Here is a 16605-nt window from a genome sequence, read left to right as displayed (position 1 = left end):
GCGCCAACGAGCTGATGGCGCACAGCTACAGCCATCTGTTCCGATTGCCGACGACCGGGCTTCGCTTCTTCACGGTGTATGGTCCTTGGGGTCGCCCGGACATGGCGCTGTTCCTGTTCACCAGGAACATCCTGGCCGGCGCGCCGGTCAAGCTGTTCAACAACGGCAATCACACGCGCGACTTCACCTATGTCGATGACATCGCCGAAGGCGTGATCCGCGCCAGCGACAGCCCGGCCACGGGCAATGCCGCCTGGGACTCCAGCCGTCCCGATCCGGCCACGAGCAGCGCCCCCTGGCGCATCTTCAACATCGGCAACAACAACCCGGTGAAGCTGACCGCCTATGTCGAGGCGCTGGAAAACGCGCTGGGCCGCAAAGCCATCGTCGAACTCTTGCCGCTGCAGCCCGGCGACGTGCCCGATACCTTCGCCGACACCTCGGCGCTGGAGCAGGCGGTCGGCTACCGCCCGACGACGACAGTGACCGAAGGGGTGGGGCGGTTCGTCGAGTGGTACCAGGCGTATTTCGGGCGGGGATAAGGCTCGGCGTTTCCCGGCTGATCCGCGCTGTTCCATGATCACGTAACCAGGAGCAGATGGAATCGATACGGCTCGCAAACAGGCAGTCTGCAATCCATTGCAGTCCCAGGCGCTATTGAGCGTCTGCATCCCCACGTTCAATCGGCGGGATCGCGTTGCGGCGCTGGTTCAGCAACTGTTGCGTACGGACTGCCCATTGCAGATATGCGTCCATGTCGACGGTTCGACCGATGGAACGAACGAAGCGCTTGCGGAAATCGCATCTCGCGATGCCAGTTTGGTGGTCACCACCGGCCCGAATGACGGCAGAGGCCGCGCGATGTTTTCGGCGATTGCTTCCGCCACTGGCGACTATTGCATGGTCTTCGATGATGACGACGATCTCTTCACCGATCGCTTACCGGAAGTCTGTGAGCACCTCTCGCAGAGAAGTGTCGATGAGAAGATTGCGGGTTTTGTGTTCTCGATGGCTCTTGGCCACCCAGAGACGGCAGCAGAGCCATTTCCATCGGAACGGACAAACCTGATAAAGATGCGGGCCGACGAACGGGTGGTCGGCGACAAGAAGGAGGTCATCAAAACTCCTTTGCTTAAACGGGTTGCCGTGCCCCCAGCGGGGCGGTTCCGCCGTGTTCCAACATCTCTTCTCTGGTCCAGATTGGCGATCGAATACGACGTTATCTGTGTCAATGTCGAGATTGGACGGAAACGATATTTGCCGGAGGGGATGACGGCAAGGATTCGGCTTCTTCAGCGGCAAAATGCATACCCGATGTTGTTGCTGAACTTAAACTACATCAAGGCGTTCTGGCTAGGACGATATCGGTCGGTTCGGTTCCTGGGCAAGGCGGTTCTTGCCTGTTTGAGCTTTGGTGCCTTGAGTTTCCCGTTCTTGCTCAAGAGGTCATTCGTGCGGGTGACTTCATGAAAGAAGCCAGCCTGTGGAAGTTGGTGGAAGCCATCGTAATACGAATTGTTCCTGGTCTTCTGAACATAGCGACGTTGCTGTACATCGGCAGCCATCTGGAGACTGGACAGTACGGTATTTTCAGCACGACGATTGCAACAGTTTCATTTATTTCGACACTTGTTTTTGGGGTCGCGACCTATTCGATAATGCCGGTTTCCGCAAAAATGCATGCCGCGGGAATGGGTAGAGAGTACGTATCGTCCATCTTGACCGTGCTGGCAGTTGTGGCGTTGTTTGTCGTCCTGTCTGGACTGGCACTGACGTGGCTGGGATTTGGCAATGCCGTTGCCGCGACCATCATCGTTTCTTTCGGCTTGCACACCGCACTTCAAGAGATTTTGAGGTCACAACTGCGCTTGTGGGCGTACGGTTGGTCGGCGATTGGCCAGGCCGTCGCATACCAGGCAGGAGCCATAGTCCTGCTTGTCGGAGATGCGAAAGTAGGCTCGGCTCTTGCAGCCTTTTCGCTCAGCTATTTCGTCGGAGCGCTGATTTCATTTGCCTTGCTGGGACCTAGGAATCTGAGACGGCCTGGCTTTTCCTATCTTGCCGGGTCTCTGGTCACTGGCTGGGGATTTGTGTTGAGCAATTTGGCCGAGAGCGGCGTGTTTGTCGGCATCCGATACATAGTTTTGTTGCTTGGCTCCGAGACCCATCTCGGTGTCTTCTCGTTTTGTGTCGATCTTTCACAACGGTCCGTCGGCTTCTTCATGAATGCGGCCAGCTTCGTTTTCGTGCCAAGGGCGTTTCTCAGCGCCGCAAATGGAAACGTCAGGGAGTTTCGGCGCGGACTGTTCGAGGGAGCGGCCATCGCACTCATTTTTGCGACCGCGGCGGCGGCCGGAATAGTTGGCCTGTTTTTCTCGGGCCATGCCTCCGGATGGCTGGGGAAGTCTTTTGACCCTGTGGTGTTCGGGATCGTTTCTTGTGCTGTTCTGGTCAACAGGACGAAAAAGGTGATCATCGATCCGTTTGCGCTTCGGTCGAGCAAAGCGATGACGTTGACCTATTCCTACGCGATAGGGGCGTTGGCTTGCTGTTGTCTGGCGGCATTGGGCCTTTGGTGGCGGGTGCCGCTTGGCAGTGAAATGGCGTTTTTGTTCGGATATGTCGTTGCCGCTGCCTGTTCCTTTTTCGCATTGAGGAATGTGATTGCAGACCAAGGGCCTGATGCGAAACAGCGCACTGTTTTGGTGGTCGGGCCGGATGCCAGAAATGAATGAGAAGAAAGCACTCTACGACGAGGAAAACAGGCGCATCGTCCATGTCGGCACGGTGGCTGATGACGACTATTGGGATTCTCACTGGGCCGAAGGGATTGTCTTGAGGCCGGATCGCTTTGTCGTTGAAACCACCAGGCGATACCTGACCGGATCGGCCAAGATCCTGGACGCTGGATGTGGCTTGGCCAATACGGTCCATGGCCTCCACCAGGCAGGCTTTTCCGCCTACGGGATCGACTTCGCGCAGAAGACCGTGGGGATGGTGAACCGTGCCGCGCCCCATTTGCAAGTGACCGTGGGGGATGTTCGAGCAACGGGCTTCGCGGACGAATTCTTCGATGGGGTGTGGTCTCTGGGGGTGATCGAGCACTTCTTCGACGGTTACGATGAGATCGCATTGGAGATGAGGCGCATCATCCGGTCAGGAGGAGTTGCCTTCGTGACAGTGCCGAGCATTTCTCCTCTCCGACGGCTGAAGATCAGAATGGGTCTCTATCCCAGGTTTTCAGGTGAACAGGCCGGATTTTACCAGTTCGTTCTTGAGCCGTCTTCGATTGTTTCCAGTTTCGAACAGTACGGCTTCAAGCTTCTGGGATCACAGCCAAGGGGAGGCTTCAAGGGGCTGAAGGACGAGACATTTTTCTCCAAGCCGATGCAGGCCTGGTACGACAGCAAGAATGGAATCCTAAGAGGTTTGCGTGCTGCTGCGGACCGGTTGCTCGGCCCATTTTCGCATCATACGCGGCTCTACATCTTCCACAGGATATAGCGCGGATGTCAAATCCGAGTGGGCGCAGATCGCCAAACGAAACCGGTGGTGAAGCAGTGTCGATATTGCGAAAGTTTGTTCGCGCGAATGTGGCCATTTCCGAGTTCCTGGACAGTGCTCTGCCGCGGCGCCTTCGCATCGACGGCAACCGTACCTTTGCGACGGAGATAGCACCTCCCTTACTTACCTCAAACGCACGGGTTTACGATCTTGGCGGGGGTGCCAGGCCGTTCGTCAGTCTTTCGGAGAAGCGGCGCCTGGGGCTTTTTGTCGTTGGGCTCGACCTCGACGCGGAAGAGTTGTCGAAAGCGCCACGCGGAATATACGACGAGGAGATTGAAGCGGACCTTACCTCGTTTAGGGGGAGGGGCGATGCTGACGTCGTCATTTGCCAGGCAACGCTCGAGCACGTCCGTGATGGCGAGGGTGCCCTGCGCGGCATTGCCAGTTGCGTGAAGCCGGGAGGCATGGTTGCCATTTTCTCGCCCTCGCGCAACGCCGTTTTTGCCAGATTGAATCGGGTCCTGCCGGAGGGGATGAAGCGACGGCTGCTTTTTGCGATCTATCCTGAAAAGGGCATGGGTCATGACGGGTTTCCGGCCTTCTACGACAAGTGCTTGCCCAGTGACGTCGAGACAATCGCAAAACGGAACGACCTGGAACTTGTCGAGCGCCGTCTGTTCTGGAAAAGCTCCTACTTCTATTTTTTCGTGCCGGCCTTTCTTGCCTGGCGCATCTGGTTAGGCGTTTCGGCCCTGTTTCTCCGCAAGGATGCCGCTGAAACCTACGCCTATGTCTTTCGGCGAAAACAGTGAGTTCCCGCGGCTCATGAAAAGGAAGCTCGCGCTGATCGCCATTCCGCTCGACAGAAGAGGCGGTGCCGAAACCATTCTGAAACTTGTTGCGCGCGCACTCGCGAGGCGACCCGACTGGGACGTCGAAATCGGCTTCTTGGGTAGCCAGGCGGCGGGCGAGGCCGCTGGATCACACCAGGACGGAATTCGGTGCAGCTACGGCTTTGGCGGCGGCAAGGCCATGAGCGAGTTTTTGCTCGCCCCGCGGCTGCTCCGGCGTCGGTACGATTTGGTGTTCTCGAGCCACGCACGGGTAAACTCGTTTCTGGCTGCCGCTCGAAGCATTGGACTTCTCCGCAGCCATAGGCTGGTCGCCCGCGAGTCCACGGTACTTCTGGATCGTTTCAAGGGTCCTCGCGCGCTCGCTTACAAGGCGCTCTACGCTGCCTATGGCAGCCAAGACATGATAGTCGCGCAAACGAGCTATATGAATGAACGCTTGCGTGACGTATTGCCCCGGCGAGCAATCGCCAAGTTGTGTACTTTGCCCAACCCGGTCGACGACGATCTCATCGTCAAAATGTCCATGGAGGCATTGTCCGGGCACGACGCCGAGATACTTTCCCGCCGTCCACAGATAGTCTGGTGCGGCCGGCTGATTGATGTGAAGCGTCCGACGATCGCGGTTGATGTGCTGGCCGAAGTCAGACGAAGGACCGGCGAGGATTATGGGCTGACCATGGTTGGCTCTGGCCCCATGGAAGCGGAGTTGAGAGCCCGCGCCGGCAAGCTTGATCTGGCCTCGCGACTAAATCTGCTCGGCCAGAGAGACAACCCGTTTCCGCTGTTTCGCGCAGCGCGTGCCGGCATGCTCACGTCGGCGACGGAGGGATTTCCCAACGTCCTTCTGGAAATGATGGCTTGCCGGATTCCCGGCATCGTCACCACCCCCTGTGCGGGAGATCTGGACATGCTGTCGGGCCTGGAGATTTCAGCCGGCTTTGGCGCGTCGGAAATTGCGGAAGCACTGCTGAAGGTCATTCAAGTCGGTGATCGGTCGGCCTTGTACGGAAAGACCTTGTCGGAAAGATCGCCGGATCGGTTTGCGGATATGCTGTTGAGAGCGCCGTCGTCATATCCGGGTGGGCAGAGATGACGGCCGTTGCTCGCAACAAGATAGTCGTCTCGATAAACACATCCTGGAATGTCGTCAATTTCCGCAAGGGACTGATCGAGGCGCTGCGGAGCCGTGGCTATGACGTGGTCGTCGTCGCGCCGAGAGACGAGTATTCTCCGCTGATTGGGGCCATGGGCTGCCGCTATGTCGAACTCGACATGGACAATTCCGGCACGTCACCGTTGCGGGATTTGGTCCTTCTGTGGCGCTACTGGCGTCTCTTGCGGCGCGAGAGACCGCTGGCGTTTGTCGGCTTCACGATCAAGCCCAATGTGTTCGGCTCCATCGCGGCCAATCTGAACGGCATTCCCGTCATCAACAACATTTCGGGATTGGGGACGGCGTTCGTCCGCGGTGGTCTGCTGCTCAGGATTGCCAAGGCCTTGTACCGGGTGGCATTGGCCCGTTCCAAAATGGTTTTCTTCCAGAATGACGATGACCGGATGCTGTTCGTCGACGAACGTCTGGTTCGCAAGGATCGAACCGCGCTTTTGCCTGGCTCCGGCATCGACCTCGTGCGTTTTGCCCCGTTGTCCGAAGCGCGCACCGGGTCTGGCGCCATCGTCTTTCTTCTCGTGGCCCGGCTTCTCTGGGACAAGGGTGTCGGCGAGTTCATCACGGCGGCCCGTCGGGTTTGCCGTGAGGTGCCCGGAGTGCGTTTCCAGCTACTCGGCTTTCTTGATGTCGAAAACCGGACCGCGGTCAGCCGCGAGCACGTGGAAAAATGGGTTGGCGAGGGATTGGTCGAATATCTCGGCTCCACCGAGGATGTGCGGCCTTTCATGCGTGCCGCCGATTGTGTCGTGCTGCCCTCCTACAGGGAGGGAACGCCGCGCTCGCTGCTCGAGGCGGCTGCGATGGGCAAGCCGCTGATCGCAACCGACGTGCCAGGATGCAGGGAAGTGGTGGACCACTCCGTCAATGGCTTCCTATGCAAGGTGAGGGACCCTGATGACCTTGCGAGCAAGATGGTCGAGTTTGCGCGGCTGGACGGCTCGTCCAGGGACAGAATGGGGGCACAGAGCAGAAACAAGGTCGAGCGGCAGTTTTCGGAAAGGATCGTCATCGAGAAGTACATGCAGCAGATAGAAAGACTGAGCGCCCTTGCGACGAAATGAGCGGACCGGCCGCACAGGGTCGGATGGAGGATGGTTTTGTCAGTCAGGAGCATAGCGTTGCTTGCCGTCGTGGCTGTTTTGTTTGGTGTTGGCTTTCTGGGCATCATCGTGATGCAGAGGGGCGGCCCGTCCCCCGCGAAGCCGGTAGCCGAGCTCAAGCCGTTTGACGGCAAGCTCGCAATCCCATCGGTCGATGATCTGCGCGTCGGCGGTCGCAAGATCCTGCTGTGCGGAGCGGCGTTTTCCAGGCCTCAGGCTATGCGCCTCCTGGTGACGGAAGCGGCGCGCCGAGACTACCAGGGGCTCGTCCTGGCCTGCAAACCTGTCGGTGCCGGAACACCTTGCGACGGCAAGATCGCCTCCAGGGTTGGCGATACCCTTGTTGTGCAGTGCTTGACGGCCGAGGGCGAAGATTTGGCCACCATACTTACGCAGGGCGGAATTCTCTGCGGCCAGCCGGTTCAGGCCGGCGCAACGTACAAACCTTGCTGAGCAGGTCGCCAGTAAAGACCGGAGCCTCTTGCGGCGAAGTGAGTGGGTCTTGTTCTCAAGCTGGCCGGCTGCCCGTATTTGGGTATTTATGGGTCCTTTCTTGGTATGTCGGTTCTTGAATTTTCGGGTATTTGTGGGTATATTTGTGGGCATGACCCTGAAGATCGACTCTCTGCAAATTACCACCGAGATCCTTGCCCTGGTCTCGGAGATCGACGAATTCAAAGGGGCTTGGCGAGCGCTGGGCGCGCTCGCTCCGGAGCGCCTATCGGCTCTGCGCCGCGTTGCGACCATCGAGAGCATCGGCTCTTCTACCCGTATCGAAGGAAGCAGGCTTACTGACGGCGAAGTGGAGCGGCTGCTCGCCAACCTCGACATCAAATTCTTTGAGTCCCGAGACGAGCAGGAAGTCGCCGGATATGCGCAGGTCATGGAAATGATCTTCGCGCATTTCGATGCGATTGATCTGACCGAAAACCACCTGACACAACTACACCGGGACCTGCTGGCGTTCAGCAACAAGGATGAACGCCATCGCGGTGCATATAAGACACTCGCCAATAATGTCAGTGCGTTCGATGCCGACGGGAAAGAGATTGGCGTCATTTTCGAAACGGCGACGCCCTTCGATACACCAAAGCGGATGAAGGAGCTTATCGAGTGGACTCGCAACACACTCAACGAGCAAAGCCTGCACCCTCTGCTCGTCGTCGCAATCTTCACGGTGGTGTTTCTGGAGATACACCCATTCCAGGACGGGAATGGACGGCTGTCGCGCGTTCTGACGACGCTCCTGCTGATGCGCAGCGGATATGCGTATGTGCCTTACTCTTCCCTCGAAAGCGTGATTGAGAACAGCAAGGAAGGCTACTATCTGGCGCTACGCCAGACCCAGAAGACGATCCGCAGCCCGAACCCCAATTGGCAGCCATGGGCTGTGTATTTCCTGCGCGCTCTGCAGCAGCAAAAGCGGAGGTTGGAGAAAAAAATCGAGCGGGAACGCCTTGTGCTCGGCACGTTGCCCGAACTCTCGCTGCAAATCGTTGAGGCCATCAATGAGCGTGGGCGCATAACCATCAGCGAGATCGTCAACTTGACAGGTGCAAACCGAAACACCGTCAAAAAACACTTGGCCATTCTGGTCGAAGCGAACCATCTGGCCCAACATGGAACCGGCAAGGGAACGTGGTACGGCCAAAATAGGCGGTAAAGGCTCCAAGTCTGAGGCACGTCGACTTGGTGAATTGGATCGAGGTGGGGGCATGGAGCCAGATCTCTATGGCCGAGAGATGAGGAATGGGTAGCCGAGCCGGCCGTCTACCCCGTTGGCCGCGATTGGTATCGAGCCGATCTCGAATTACATGCTGTCAGCAGGAATATCTACACCGAAAATGTATCTATAATTCAATATATTAGCTTGGGTGTCGGAAGGTTTGGCGCGCTCAGCTTGGTCAAATCTTATCGAGCCAGTCACCGCGGAAAGGAGACCTCAAATTTTTGCCCGATAATAAGAAACCTGTGAAAGTTAGTCGAAAACTATTAATGCGATTTGGCTAAAGTACTGTGCTCGGACAGACACGCATCAGCTTAAATCGCCTCGCGCGCGCGAAACAGGTTGGAATTGTGGCCAAAAACTGGTACGCGCTGATGCACTGCCTTTGACTGGGTGCGTCTGAAGTGGTGCAGCAAGAAGGGATCGAAGACTGATGAACCTTGTGGTCAAAACTGCGCTTGCCGTATTTGTCGTGTCAATCGGGTTTGGTCCAGCTTCATCGTTTGCCCAGGATGCTTCGTGCAGCTGCGCGACACCCTATCAAGGTTCGGCAAACCCGATCGGATCCATCCGTTCCGCCATCGGTGATGTGATGGTGTCGCAGACGGCGGGCTATGGCGCTGCCAAGGTTGGAAGCGCGCTCGATTTCGGCAGCCGTGTGGTGGTTGGCGCCAAGGGCGCGGCCTCCGTTCTGGTCGGCGGCTGCAATCTGGAGGTTTCGGCCAATTCGAGCCTCGACGTTTCCCGCCTTGGCGACAACATTTGCCTCAAGCTTGTCGGCTCGGAGCAGACGGCTGCTATTCAGCCCTCCGGCGGCGGCGCTGGGTTCGGTCCGCCGGAGACGATTTTCGCCGGGGCGCTTCTGACGTCTGGCGTGCTCGCGGCGACGCAGGACGACGACAACGGCGTCAGCCGCTGACGAAGATATGGCGGCGTCGGCCGCTGTAGAGAAGGGTCTGGATAGGTTGGCGGGCCGGCTGGTTTATTGGGTTTGTTAACCATATTGTTCTATTGCTTGGGGCGGGGCGGGCTGTAATTCGTACCAACAGGGCGAGTTACAGATTTTGGTGGGGTAAAATGATGAGTTGCCATCGGTTCGGGGCTGCTTTTGCTTTTGTTGCATTCGTCGCAGGGGGCGTCCTGTTCGCCGAGCCCGAGGCTGTAGCTCAGCAAACCTGTTCCTGTCTTGCGCCCGTGCCGGCGTCCGAAGACGCGATAGGTCGTCTTACGCAGGTCCGGGGTGATGTCCAGATGTCCCAGGCCGGCGGCTATGCAGGGGTGGATGCCGAGGCGCCGGTGTATGCGGGCGCGCGCATCATGACCGGGGCGCAGGCGTCTGCTTCGCTGGCTATCGGAGCCAATTGCGCGCTCGATATTCCAGCCAATGCCACCGTCAAGGTCGACCCTATCGAAGGCGGCATGTGCGTTTCGCTTGAGACACCATCTGCGACGATCGTACCCGCCAGCTCAGAACCTGGCATGCTGCCGGTTCTCTTGGGCGGCGCCGCCGTCGGTGGTGCCGTCGCCCTTATTATCGGCCTGCAGGATGACGACGACGCGGTCAGCCAATAGGCGGGATACGACCCCCGTTGTTTTGCGTAAATTTGTCAAATGCGTCATTCGCCTTCATGCGGGTGACGCGTTTCTATTTTTGTCGAGGCGAAGCTTTGCCTCCTCTCAACCAGAAACGCCAATGATCGACCTGCATTCACATATCCTGCCCGGTCTCGATGACGGTTCTCCTGACTTGGCCATGTCGCTGGAGATGGCACGGCTGGCAGTCGCCGACGGTACAACGCATATGGCATGTACGCCGCATGTAATGCCTGGGGTTTATGAGAACGCCACGCAAAACATTGCCGAGGCTGTTCAGGCGTTGGAACTGGAGCTTCATCGCGCTGCCATACCGCTTACCCTATACGTTGGCGCTGATGTTCATCTCGCGCCTGATCTTTCCGATCGATTGAGGCTTGGTACGGTGCCGACTCTGAACGGATCCCGCTATTTCCTGCTCGAACCGCCACATCACATTCTGCCTCCGCGGCTCGAAGACTTCGCCGCGCGTCTCATAGGCGCCGGCTTCGTGCCGATCCTCACTCATCCAGAGCGGTTGACCTGGATCAAGGCGAATTACGACGTCATCGAGAGGTTGAATACGCTAGGCTGCCTTATTCAGCTCACGGCTGATTCTGTGACGGGGGCCTTTGGACGTACGGCGCTCTACTACTCGGAGAAGCTGCTGGATGAGGGCAGGGTGGATATTGTCGCCTCCGACACGCACGGCGCCAGCCGGCGGCGGCCAGGGCTTTCGCAGGCGGTTGTCGCCATCGCGAACCGGTGTGGGGAAGATGAGGCTTACAACATGGCAGTGAAACGCCCGGACGCGATATTGCAAAATCGGCCGCTCGTGCCCATCGGAAAGCAAAGCGCGAGGAAATCGGGCGGCAGCAGTGCGGGGCGGTTTGGCGGATTGGGCCGGTTGTTCAAGAGCGGGGCTCTTTGATGGGCATTTTCGATCTTGCAAGAAGTCATGCGGGCACCGTGCCCGCTTTGCTCGCATCGCTAGCAATATCTGCTTGCGCAAGCACTTCGTCGACATCGACGTCCTCCACCAGTTCTGTCGATGCGCTGCAGCCGATGGCGTCTTCATCGGCGCTCTCAGGCGGTGGTACGCTGCAGGTGGTCAAGGATCTCCCGCCGCCGCAGAATACCCAGAACGGCAGCGAGCAGCCGCTGTCTGCCAACGATGTGCTCGAGGTCAGTGTGTTTCAGGTCGATAATTTGAACAGAACAGTTCAGGTCGACGCGGGCGGGCAGATTTCGCTTCCGCTGATTGGAACCATGACTGCAGCCGGCAAGACCGTTCGTCAGCTCGAGAAGGAAATCGAGACTGCCTACGGTGAAAAGTACTTGCAGTCGCCTGACGTGACGATTTTCGTCAAGGAGTCGATTGGCCAGCGCATCACGGTCGATGGTGAAGTCAACAAGGCCGGCATTTATCCGGTGTCCAGCAGCGCTTCCTTGCTCGACGCGATCGCCCTTGCCGGAGGGTTCAATCCGGTCGGTGATGCCGGCAAGGTCTTCGTCTATCGCAATGTCGGCCAAAACAAGCTGGTCGCAAATTACAATGTCGAGGAAATCCGCGCCGGCAAGAACCGCAACCCGCGGATCTATGGCGGCGACGTGGTCGTCGTTTTTGCTTCGAAGTCGAAAATCGCGATGAACAATTTGAAGGATGCGCTGGGCCTCGCCTCCAGCGCTGCCCGCATTGCGGTCATTCCGTAGACACGGACAACTCCAGGATCACCTCGCGCATGCTCGATCGTAACAGGCAGCCCCAACTTGCCGGACCCGGACATGGCCAGGCCCTGTCCGCGGACTCCTATTACGACGTGCCGCAAAACTACGGTCCCTATGGTCGCGACTATGCGGGCCAGGATGAGGGGTTCAACCCGCTCAAGCTGCTTTTATACATCGTCCAGTATCGCTGGCTGATCGTCATGATGGCGGCGGCCGGGCTCGTTGCCGGCGTCATCGTGACGATGATGCAGACACCAAAGTATCAGGCGATGACGCAGCTCGAAGTTCTGGTGCCTTCGGCGAAAGTGTTTCAGGACATTGAGGTTGTTTCCGAAAACAGCGACGTCCGGGCCTTCCTGACCGCTCGGGAGAAGCTGAAGAGCCGGGCATTGGCTCAGCGCGTGGTGTTCCAGCTTGGGCTTAGCGAAAAACCGGATTTTCTGTTTCCGACGCCGAGCTTTTCCCCGAGCAATATTGTCTACCGTGCCTTCGGGATGTCCAAGTCACCCTCCATTGAGGAGAAAACGCCCGAAGAGCGCGAGGCAATTGCGATCAAGCGCATCCAGGAAGATCTGACTGTCAATCTGGTCACCAATACAAGCCTGCTATCGATCACCTTCGTCGATCAAAAGCCGAAATATGCAAGCGACGTTGCCAATCAGGTTGCGCAGAGTTTTATCGATCAACGTCTCGATCAGACCAGCGAGACCTCTGATCTGGCACGGCAGTTCATCCAGGAACAGGTTTTGCAAGTGAAGCAAAAGCTGCAGACCTCCGAAGAGGAACTGGTCACCTATGCAAAAGATGCCGGCATCACGGTTACCGGCGATGACAAATCGCTGATCGGCTCCAACATCGAAGCCCTGAACACCGCCCTGGCCACTGCAATCCAGGAGCGTCTTGATGCGGGGCGGGTGGTCGATCAGATAGAAAAGGGCCGCGGGTCGAGCCTCGGTCCGGTTCTGGAAAGCGAAGGTTTGCAGAAGCTTAGCGACAAGCTGGCGGATCTGACCAGCCAGTATCAGCAGAAATTGGGCATCCTGAAGCCCGGTTTTCCGGAAATGCAGCAATTGCAATCGCAGATCAAGGAACTGCAGCGACTCTACAACAACGGCGTGCTGGCGATAACCGATTCGTTGCGGCTGAAATATCAGGAAGCGCAGAACAAGGAAACCGACCTCAAGTCCAAGCTCGCGGAGATGGAGAGGCAGCAGGTCGTCTTCAACGACAAGAATATCAAATACACGATCCTGAAACGCGAAGTCGACTCCAACCGGTCGCAGTATGACAGCCTTATCGCCAAGCTGAATGAAGTCGGCGTTAGCTCGGAGCTCAAGACGCAAAGCGCTGCGATAGTCGATTTCGCTTCGCTGCCCACAGCCCCCTATTCTCCACGTCTGAGCATCAATCTTGCAGTCGCTCTCGCGCTTTTCATGGCCCTGGCGGCATCGATCATCTACATCATCGAGTTGCTGAACAACACTTTCACCAACCCGGAGCAGATCGAGAAAGAGCTGGGGCTGGCGATGCTCGGCATCCTGCCGCTTGTCGGTGACCGCGAACTCATAGCCAGCATCGCCGATCAAAAATCCGGGCTCTCCGAGGCCTATCGTTCGCTGCGAACATCGCTGCAGTTCTCCGGTGCGGAGGGCGCGCCGCGATCGCTGCTGGTGACCAGTTCGGAACCGTCGGAAGGCAAGTCGACCACGTCGTTCAAGCTTGGCCAGGATTTCGCGGCACTCGGCGCAAGGGTTCTGCTTGTCGACGGCGATCTCCGCAAACCCAACCTGCACCGGCTGTTCGGCCTCGACAATGCGATCGGGTTGAGCAACCTGCTGACAAATACCGTTCGCAAGGACGATCTGCCGAGCATTTTCAGACCGACGAAATACCCCAATGTCACCGTGCTGACGTCCGGAACGATTCCGCCGAATCCGGCCGACCTGCTCTCGTCGCCGAAGATGGCGTTGATCTTGACCAATCTAGGCAAACGCTTCGATCTGGTCATCATCGACGCCCCGCCGGTCGTCGGTCTTTCCGACGCACCAATCCTCAGCCGGCTTGCCGAAGGCACATTGATGGTCGTTTCGACCAATCAGGTCACACGCAAGTCAGCCAAAACGGCACTCAAGCGTCTGCGCTCAGCCGGTGCGAACGTGATCGGAGCGGCGATGTCGAAATTTACGGTCAACAAATTCGATTACAATTACGCCTATAAATACATGAACTATCAGTACTACGACTATGGCGCGAGTACCCCGAAAATTGAGGGCAAAGTCGATGACGGAGCAGGCCAGCCCGCTCACGCGAAATCTCCGGCGTTCAGGCGTTTGGTTCGTCGCCTCCGTTCTGGTGTTGGCGGTTTCGTCGATAGGGCTAAGTCGGCTTCTTGAGTCGGAAACGCCGGCCGTCTCGCTTGCGCTTGATCCCTTGAACACAGATGCCTTGATAGGCGAAATTGCCGGTCGGTTGAGCGAAACAGGCGACGGTGTTGATCTCGACGTCTTGGCAGCAAAGGCGAGGGGCGCGCTTCGTTTCAACGTCGCGGACGCCCGGCTCTACAGCCTGATAGGCGAGATTGAGTATCGACAAGGCGAGAAAGACGAGGCTTTTGAACTCTTCGACCAGGCTCGAAAGCTGTCCAAGACCGAAATCCATTCGCTTCAGAGATCGATCGATCGCTCGATCGAGGTGGGCGATCTGTCAAAGGCCGTTGCCGAGATCGACACGTTGCTGCGCCGGTGGCCCGACAGATTTCCAGTCATTGCGGCAGGCTTGCCGGCTATTCTTTCAAACCCGGACGGATATCAGGCTGTCCTGGCAGCCTTAAGGATCGAGGCGCCGTGGAGATCCAATCTTTTCTCCGCCCTTGGTAAGGATCCGCGGGGCCTGCGCGTCGCAAATCAACTGTTGCTTGACCTTGCCGGATCGAGCTCACGACCCACGTCGAAGGAATTGTCTGCCGTAATCGACGGGTATATCCGGCAGAAGGAATACGAGGCGGCCTATCGGCTGTTCCTGTTCAGTCTGTCCGATCAGGAGCGGACACTGGCCGGATACATTTTCAACGGCGGCTTTGAGCATATCCTCAGCGACAAGCCATTCGACTGGCAGGTTCGCGACCGCTCCGGTCTGGAAATTACCTTTGCCGGGGCGCGCGATGTCGGCGAAAGCGATAGCGGAGCGACTGTCCGGTTCCTGAATACGCCGGTAAAGAACGCCGCGCTCCAGCAATACGTTGGATTGCCTCCCGGCTCCTACAGGATTTCCCTGATCGCCTCCGCGAGAAACCTGAAGCTGCCCAAACAGTTGTTCTGGTCCATCAGATGCGCGGATCCGGCGGGCGAAATAGCGCGGTTCAACATTCCGGAAGGCACATTCAATCGGCGGCAGTTGAGCCTGGATTTCGCGATCGGACCAGGCGCGTGTCCCATGCAATTGTTGCGGCTGGAAACAGCTGCCATCGCTGAGAGCTGGCGATTTCGGTACGTTGGCACGCTGGTCATGCACAAATTGAGCATCGAAAGAGTTTCATCTTGAGAGAGCGGTCAACCCGGTCCACGGAATGGGAAAAATATCTGCTTGGGTCGGTTCTTTTCCTGTCAGTGCTGATTGGCGGCGGCACCGCGAGCGGTCTCTACACCGAAGCGCTGATCGAGGTGGCGGCGATTGCCGCGGCCGCGGCCGTCTTTTCAAGGCCGTCGGAGCACGGCATCCCTCGCTCGGCCCTGTGGTTGCTTGCTCTGGGCCTAGCCGTGTTCTTTTTTCAGATCGTGCCGCTGCCTGCCGCCCTGTTGAGCGGATTGCGGCCTGAGGTGCTACTTGCAAATCCATGGCTGAGCGGTGAAACCGGGCTGCGTTTCGTCAGTGTCGGCGTGGGACGTACGATCGAGTGTCTGTTGTACTTCGTTGCGATGGCTGCATTCTTTCTGAGCGTCACCCGCCTGCGCCCAGATCAGGTCTACGGTCTTCTGCCCTTCTTTTTGATGGGTGTCATCTGTAACGGATTGGCTGCGGCGATCCAGTATTCGCTCTCCGACACGGTTGCCATACAGGGTTTGTTGCCGTTCACGATCAATGCGGGACTGTTTGCCAACCAGAACCATTTTTCAGCTTTGCTCTTCGTCTCCATCCCCTTCGTCGTCTACTACGGCCTGTTTCGCGGGCACCTTCTGTCCGGGTCGCTCGGTTTGATAACGCTGCTGCTGCTGCTTCTGGCCGCCGGTTCGCGCGCCGGTATTCTGATAGGGCTGGCGATCACCATAGTATCTGTCGTCTTTCTGTCCGCGCGCTCGAGGCTGGGCGGGTATGGAATACCCGCTGTCTTCATCGGGCTTTCGCTTTACACGATCGGGGCGTGGACGAAGATTGATGCGGAAGTGGTTGACCCGGCCTTTGGACGGGCCGAATTTGCCCGCACGACGATCGCGGGAATTGAAGAGAACTGGGCGACGGGCGTCGGCTTTGGCAGTTTTCCGAAGGTCTACCAGATTTACGAAAAGGGAGAGATGATCTTCAAGCCCTACGTCAATCACGCCCACAATGATTATCTGGAATTGGCACTTGAAGGTGGCGCGCCTGTTGTCTTTCTGGTCGCGGCCTACTCGGTATTGCTTTTTGCGTTTTCCCTTGCGGCACGGCGAGATCCGCTGCAGAAAATGGCATTTCTCTCAGTATCGTTTCTGCTCGTTCATTCCCTGGTCGATTATCCCATGCGAACGGCGGCGCTTGCGATGACTTTCGCCTATATGAATGGCATCATCTTTCACAAGGGATTCGCTGGGCGGTTAAGCCAGAGAGGCGAGTCGACCGAGGCCCATGATGACAATCTGCTTGTTCCCGTCAGGCCGGCCTTGGCAAGACGATAGCAATGCGTCGCCTGGAATTGGCCATGGATTGGCGCTGGACCGTGACCCGGTCGTTTGCCGAACGCCGAGATTGACAAGC

Annotated in this window: 16 protein-coding genes; all 16 read left to right on the top strand. The window is 57.7% G+C overall.

What is annotated here, in order from left to right:
• Positions 1-542: NAD-dependent epimerase/dehydratase family protein (locus tag NKI99_RS04595; RefSeq protein WP_352609925.1), on the top strand; the 542-nt coding region annotated here is incomplete at its 5' end.
• A gap of 97 nt (positions 543-639) precedes the next feature.
• On the top strand, positions 640-1470 hold the full coding sequence (locus tag NKI99_RS04590) for a glycosyltransferase family 2 protein (RefSeq protein WP_023808550.1): 831 nt from the start codon (positions 640-642) through the stop codon (positions 1468-1470).
• Positions 1467-2735, top strand: coding sequence for a polysaccharide biosynthesis protein (locus NKI99_RS04585; RefSeq protein ID WP_128302896.1), 1269 nt, complete (start codon positions 1467-1469; stop codon positions 2733-2735). Before NKI99_RS04590 ends, NKI99_RS04585 begins: the two co-directional genes overlap by 4 nt.
• The gene (locus NKI99_RS04580) at positions 2728-3504 is read left to right on the top strand and encodes a class I SAM-dependent methyltransferase (protein WP_023808548.1); all 777 of its coding nucleotides are present in this window, start codon (positions 2728-2730) and stop codon (positions 3502-3504) included. Before NKI99_RS04585 ends, NKI99_RS04580 begins: the two co-directional genes overlap by 8 nt.
• 5 nt (positions 3505-3509) lie before the next feature.
• A complete protein-coding gene (locus tag NKI99_RS04575) occupies positions 3510-4319 on the top strand; it encodes a class I SAM-dependent methyltransferase (protein WP_352609924.1) in 810 nt (269 codons plus the stop codon).
• Positions 4297-5454: a glycosyltransferase gene (locus tag NKI99_RS04570; protein WP_031212201.1), complete on the top strand. Its 1158-nt coding sequence runs from the start codon at positions 4297-4299 to the stop codon at positions 5452-5454. Before NKI99_RS04575 ends, NKI99_RS04570 begins: the two co-directional genes overlap by 23 nt.
• Complete coding sequence (locus NKI99_RS04565) at positions 5451-6593, top strand: glycosyltransferase family 4 protein (protein ID WP_023808545.1); 1143 nt, start codon at positions 5451-5453, stop codon at positions 6591-6593. Before NKI99_RS04570 ends, NKI99_RS04565 begins: the two co-directional genes overlap by 4 nt.
• A gap of 57 nt (positions 6594-6650) precedes the next feature.
• On the top strand, positions 6651-7085 hold the full coding sequence (locus NKI99_RS04560; RefSeq protein ID WP_127295725.1) for a hypothetical protein: 435 nt from the start codon (positions 6651-6653) through the stop codon (positions 7083-7085).
• A gap of 151 nt (positions 7086-7236) precedes the next feature.
• The gene (locus tag NKI99_RS04555) at positions 7237-8295 is read left to right on the top strand and encodes a Fic family protein (RefSeq protein ID WP_031212199.1); all 1059 of its coding nucleotides are present in this window, start codon (positions 7237-7239) and stop codon (positions 8293-8295) included.
• A 655-nt stretch (positions 8296-8950) separates the two neighbouring features.
• On the top strand, positions 8951-9277 hold the full coding sequence (locus tag NKI99_RS04550; RefSeq protein WP_245273032.1) for a hypothetical protein: 327 nt from the start codon (positions 8951-8953) through the stop codon (positions 9275-9277).
• A 158-nt stretch (positions 9278-9435) separates the two neighbouring features.
• On the top strand, positions 9436-9930 hold the full coding sequence (locus NKI99_RS04545) for a hypothetical protein (protein WP_352609923.1): 495 nt from the start codon (positions 9436-9438) through the stop codon (positions 9928-9930).
• 121 nt (positions 9931-10051) lie between these two features.
• The gene (locus NKI99_RS04540) at positions 10052-10861 is read left to right on the top strand and encodes a tyrosine-protein phosphatase (RefSeq protein WP_352609922.1); all 810 of its coding nucleotides are present in this window, start codon (positions 10052-10054) and stop codon (positions 10859-10861) included.
• The gene (locus tag NKI99_RS04535; RefSeq protein WP_031212196.1) at positions 10861-11643 is read left to right on the top strand and encodes a polysaccharide biosynthesis/export family protein; all 783 of its coding nucleotides are present in this window, start codon (positions 10861-10863) and stop codon (positions 11641-11643) included. Before NKI99_RS04540 ends, NKI99_RS04535 begins: the two co-directional genes overlap by 1 nt.
• Positions 11644-11672: 29 nt before the next feature.
• The gene (locus NKI99_RS04530) at positions 11673-14051 is read left to right on the top strand and encodes a GumC family protein (RefSeq protein WP_128302903.1); all 2379 of its coding nucleotides are present in this window, start codon (positions 11673-11675) and stop codon (positions 14049-14051) included.
• Positions 13939-15198 (top strand): tetratricopeptide repeat protein, encoded by a 1260-nt coding sequence (locus NKI99_RS04525; RefSeq protein ID WP_352609920.1) that lies wholly within the window; start codon positions 13939-13941, stop codon positions 15196-15198. The genes NKI99_RS04530 and NKI99_RS04525 overlap by 113 nt, the downstream gene beginning before the upstream one ends.
• Positions 15195-16526: an O-antigen ligase family protein gene (locus tag NKI99_RS04520; protein WP_352609919.1), complete on the top strand. Its 1332-nt coding sequence runs from the start codon at positions 15195-15197 to the stop codon at positions 16524-16526. The genes NKI99_RS04525 and NKI99_RS04520 overlap by 4 nt, the downstream gene beginning before the upstream one ends.
• Positions 16527-16605: the final 79 nt, after the last annotated feature.

This window comes from Mesorhizobium sp. M0239 (assembly GCF_040321815.1).
GTDB lineage: Bacteria > Pseudomonadota > Alphaproteobacteria > Rhizobiales > Rhizobiaceae > Mesorhizobium.
The sequence above is the reverse complement of the archived record's forward strand: the minus strand, read 5'-3'. Positions and strand labels throughout refer to the sequence as shown.

Coding starts and splice junctions, on each gene's coding strand:
- NKI99_RS04565 (WP_023808545.1), top strand. CDS start 5,451: ATGACGGCCGTTGCTCGCAACAAGATAGTCGTCTCGATAAACACATCC.
- NKI99_RS04570 (WP_031212201.1), top strand. CDS start 4,297: ATGTCTTTCGGCGAAAACAGTGAGTTCCCGCGGCTCATGAAAAGGAAG.
- NKI99_RS04530 (WP_128302903.1), top strand. CDS start 11,673: ATGCTCGATCGTAACAGGCAGCCCCAACTTGCCGGACCCGGACATGGC.
- NKI99_RS04540 (WP_352609922.1), top strand. CDS start 10,052: ATGATCGACCTGCATTCACATATCCTGCCCGGTCTCGATGACGGTTCT.
- NKI99_RS04525 (WP_352609920.1), top strand. CDS start 13,939: ATGACGGAGCAGGCCAGCCCGCTCACGCGAAATCTCCGGCGTTCAGGC.
- NKI99_RS04550 (WP_245273032.1), top strand. CDS start 8,951: ATGGTGTCGCAGACGGCGGGCTATGGCGCTGCCAAGGTTGGAAGCGCG.
- NKI99_RS04545 (WP_352609923.1), top strand. CDS start 9,436: ATGATGAGTTGCCATCGGTTCGGGGCTGCTTTTGCTTTTGTTGCATTC.
- NKI99_RS04585 (WP_128302896.1), top strand. CDS start 1,467: ATGAAAGAAGCCAGCCTGTGGAAGTTGGTGGAAGCCATCGTAATACGA.
- NKI99_RS04580 (WP_023808548.1), top strand. CDS start 2,728: ATGAATGAGAAGAAAGCACTCTACGACGAGGAAAACAGGCGCATCGTC.
- NKI99_RS04535 (WP_031212196.1), top strand. CDS start 10,861: ATGGGCATTTTCGATCTTGCAAGAAGTCATGCGGGCACCGTGCCCGCT.
- NKI99_RS04575 (WP_352609924.1), top strand. CDS start 3,510: ATGTCAAATCCGAGTGGGCGCAGATCGCCAAACGAAACCGGTGGTGAA.
- NKI99_RS04555 (WP_031212199.1), top strand. CDS start 7,237: ATGACCCTGAAGATCGACTCTCTGCAAATTACCACCGAGATCCTTGCC.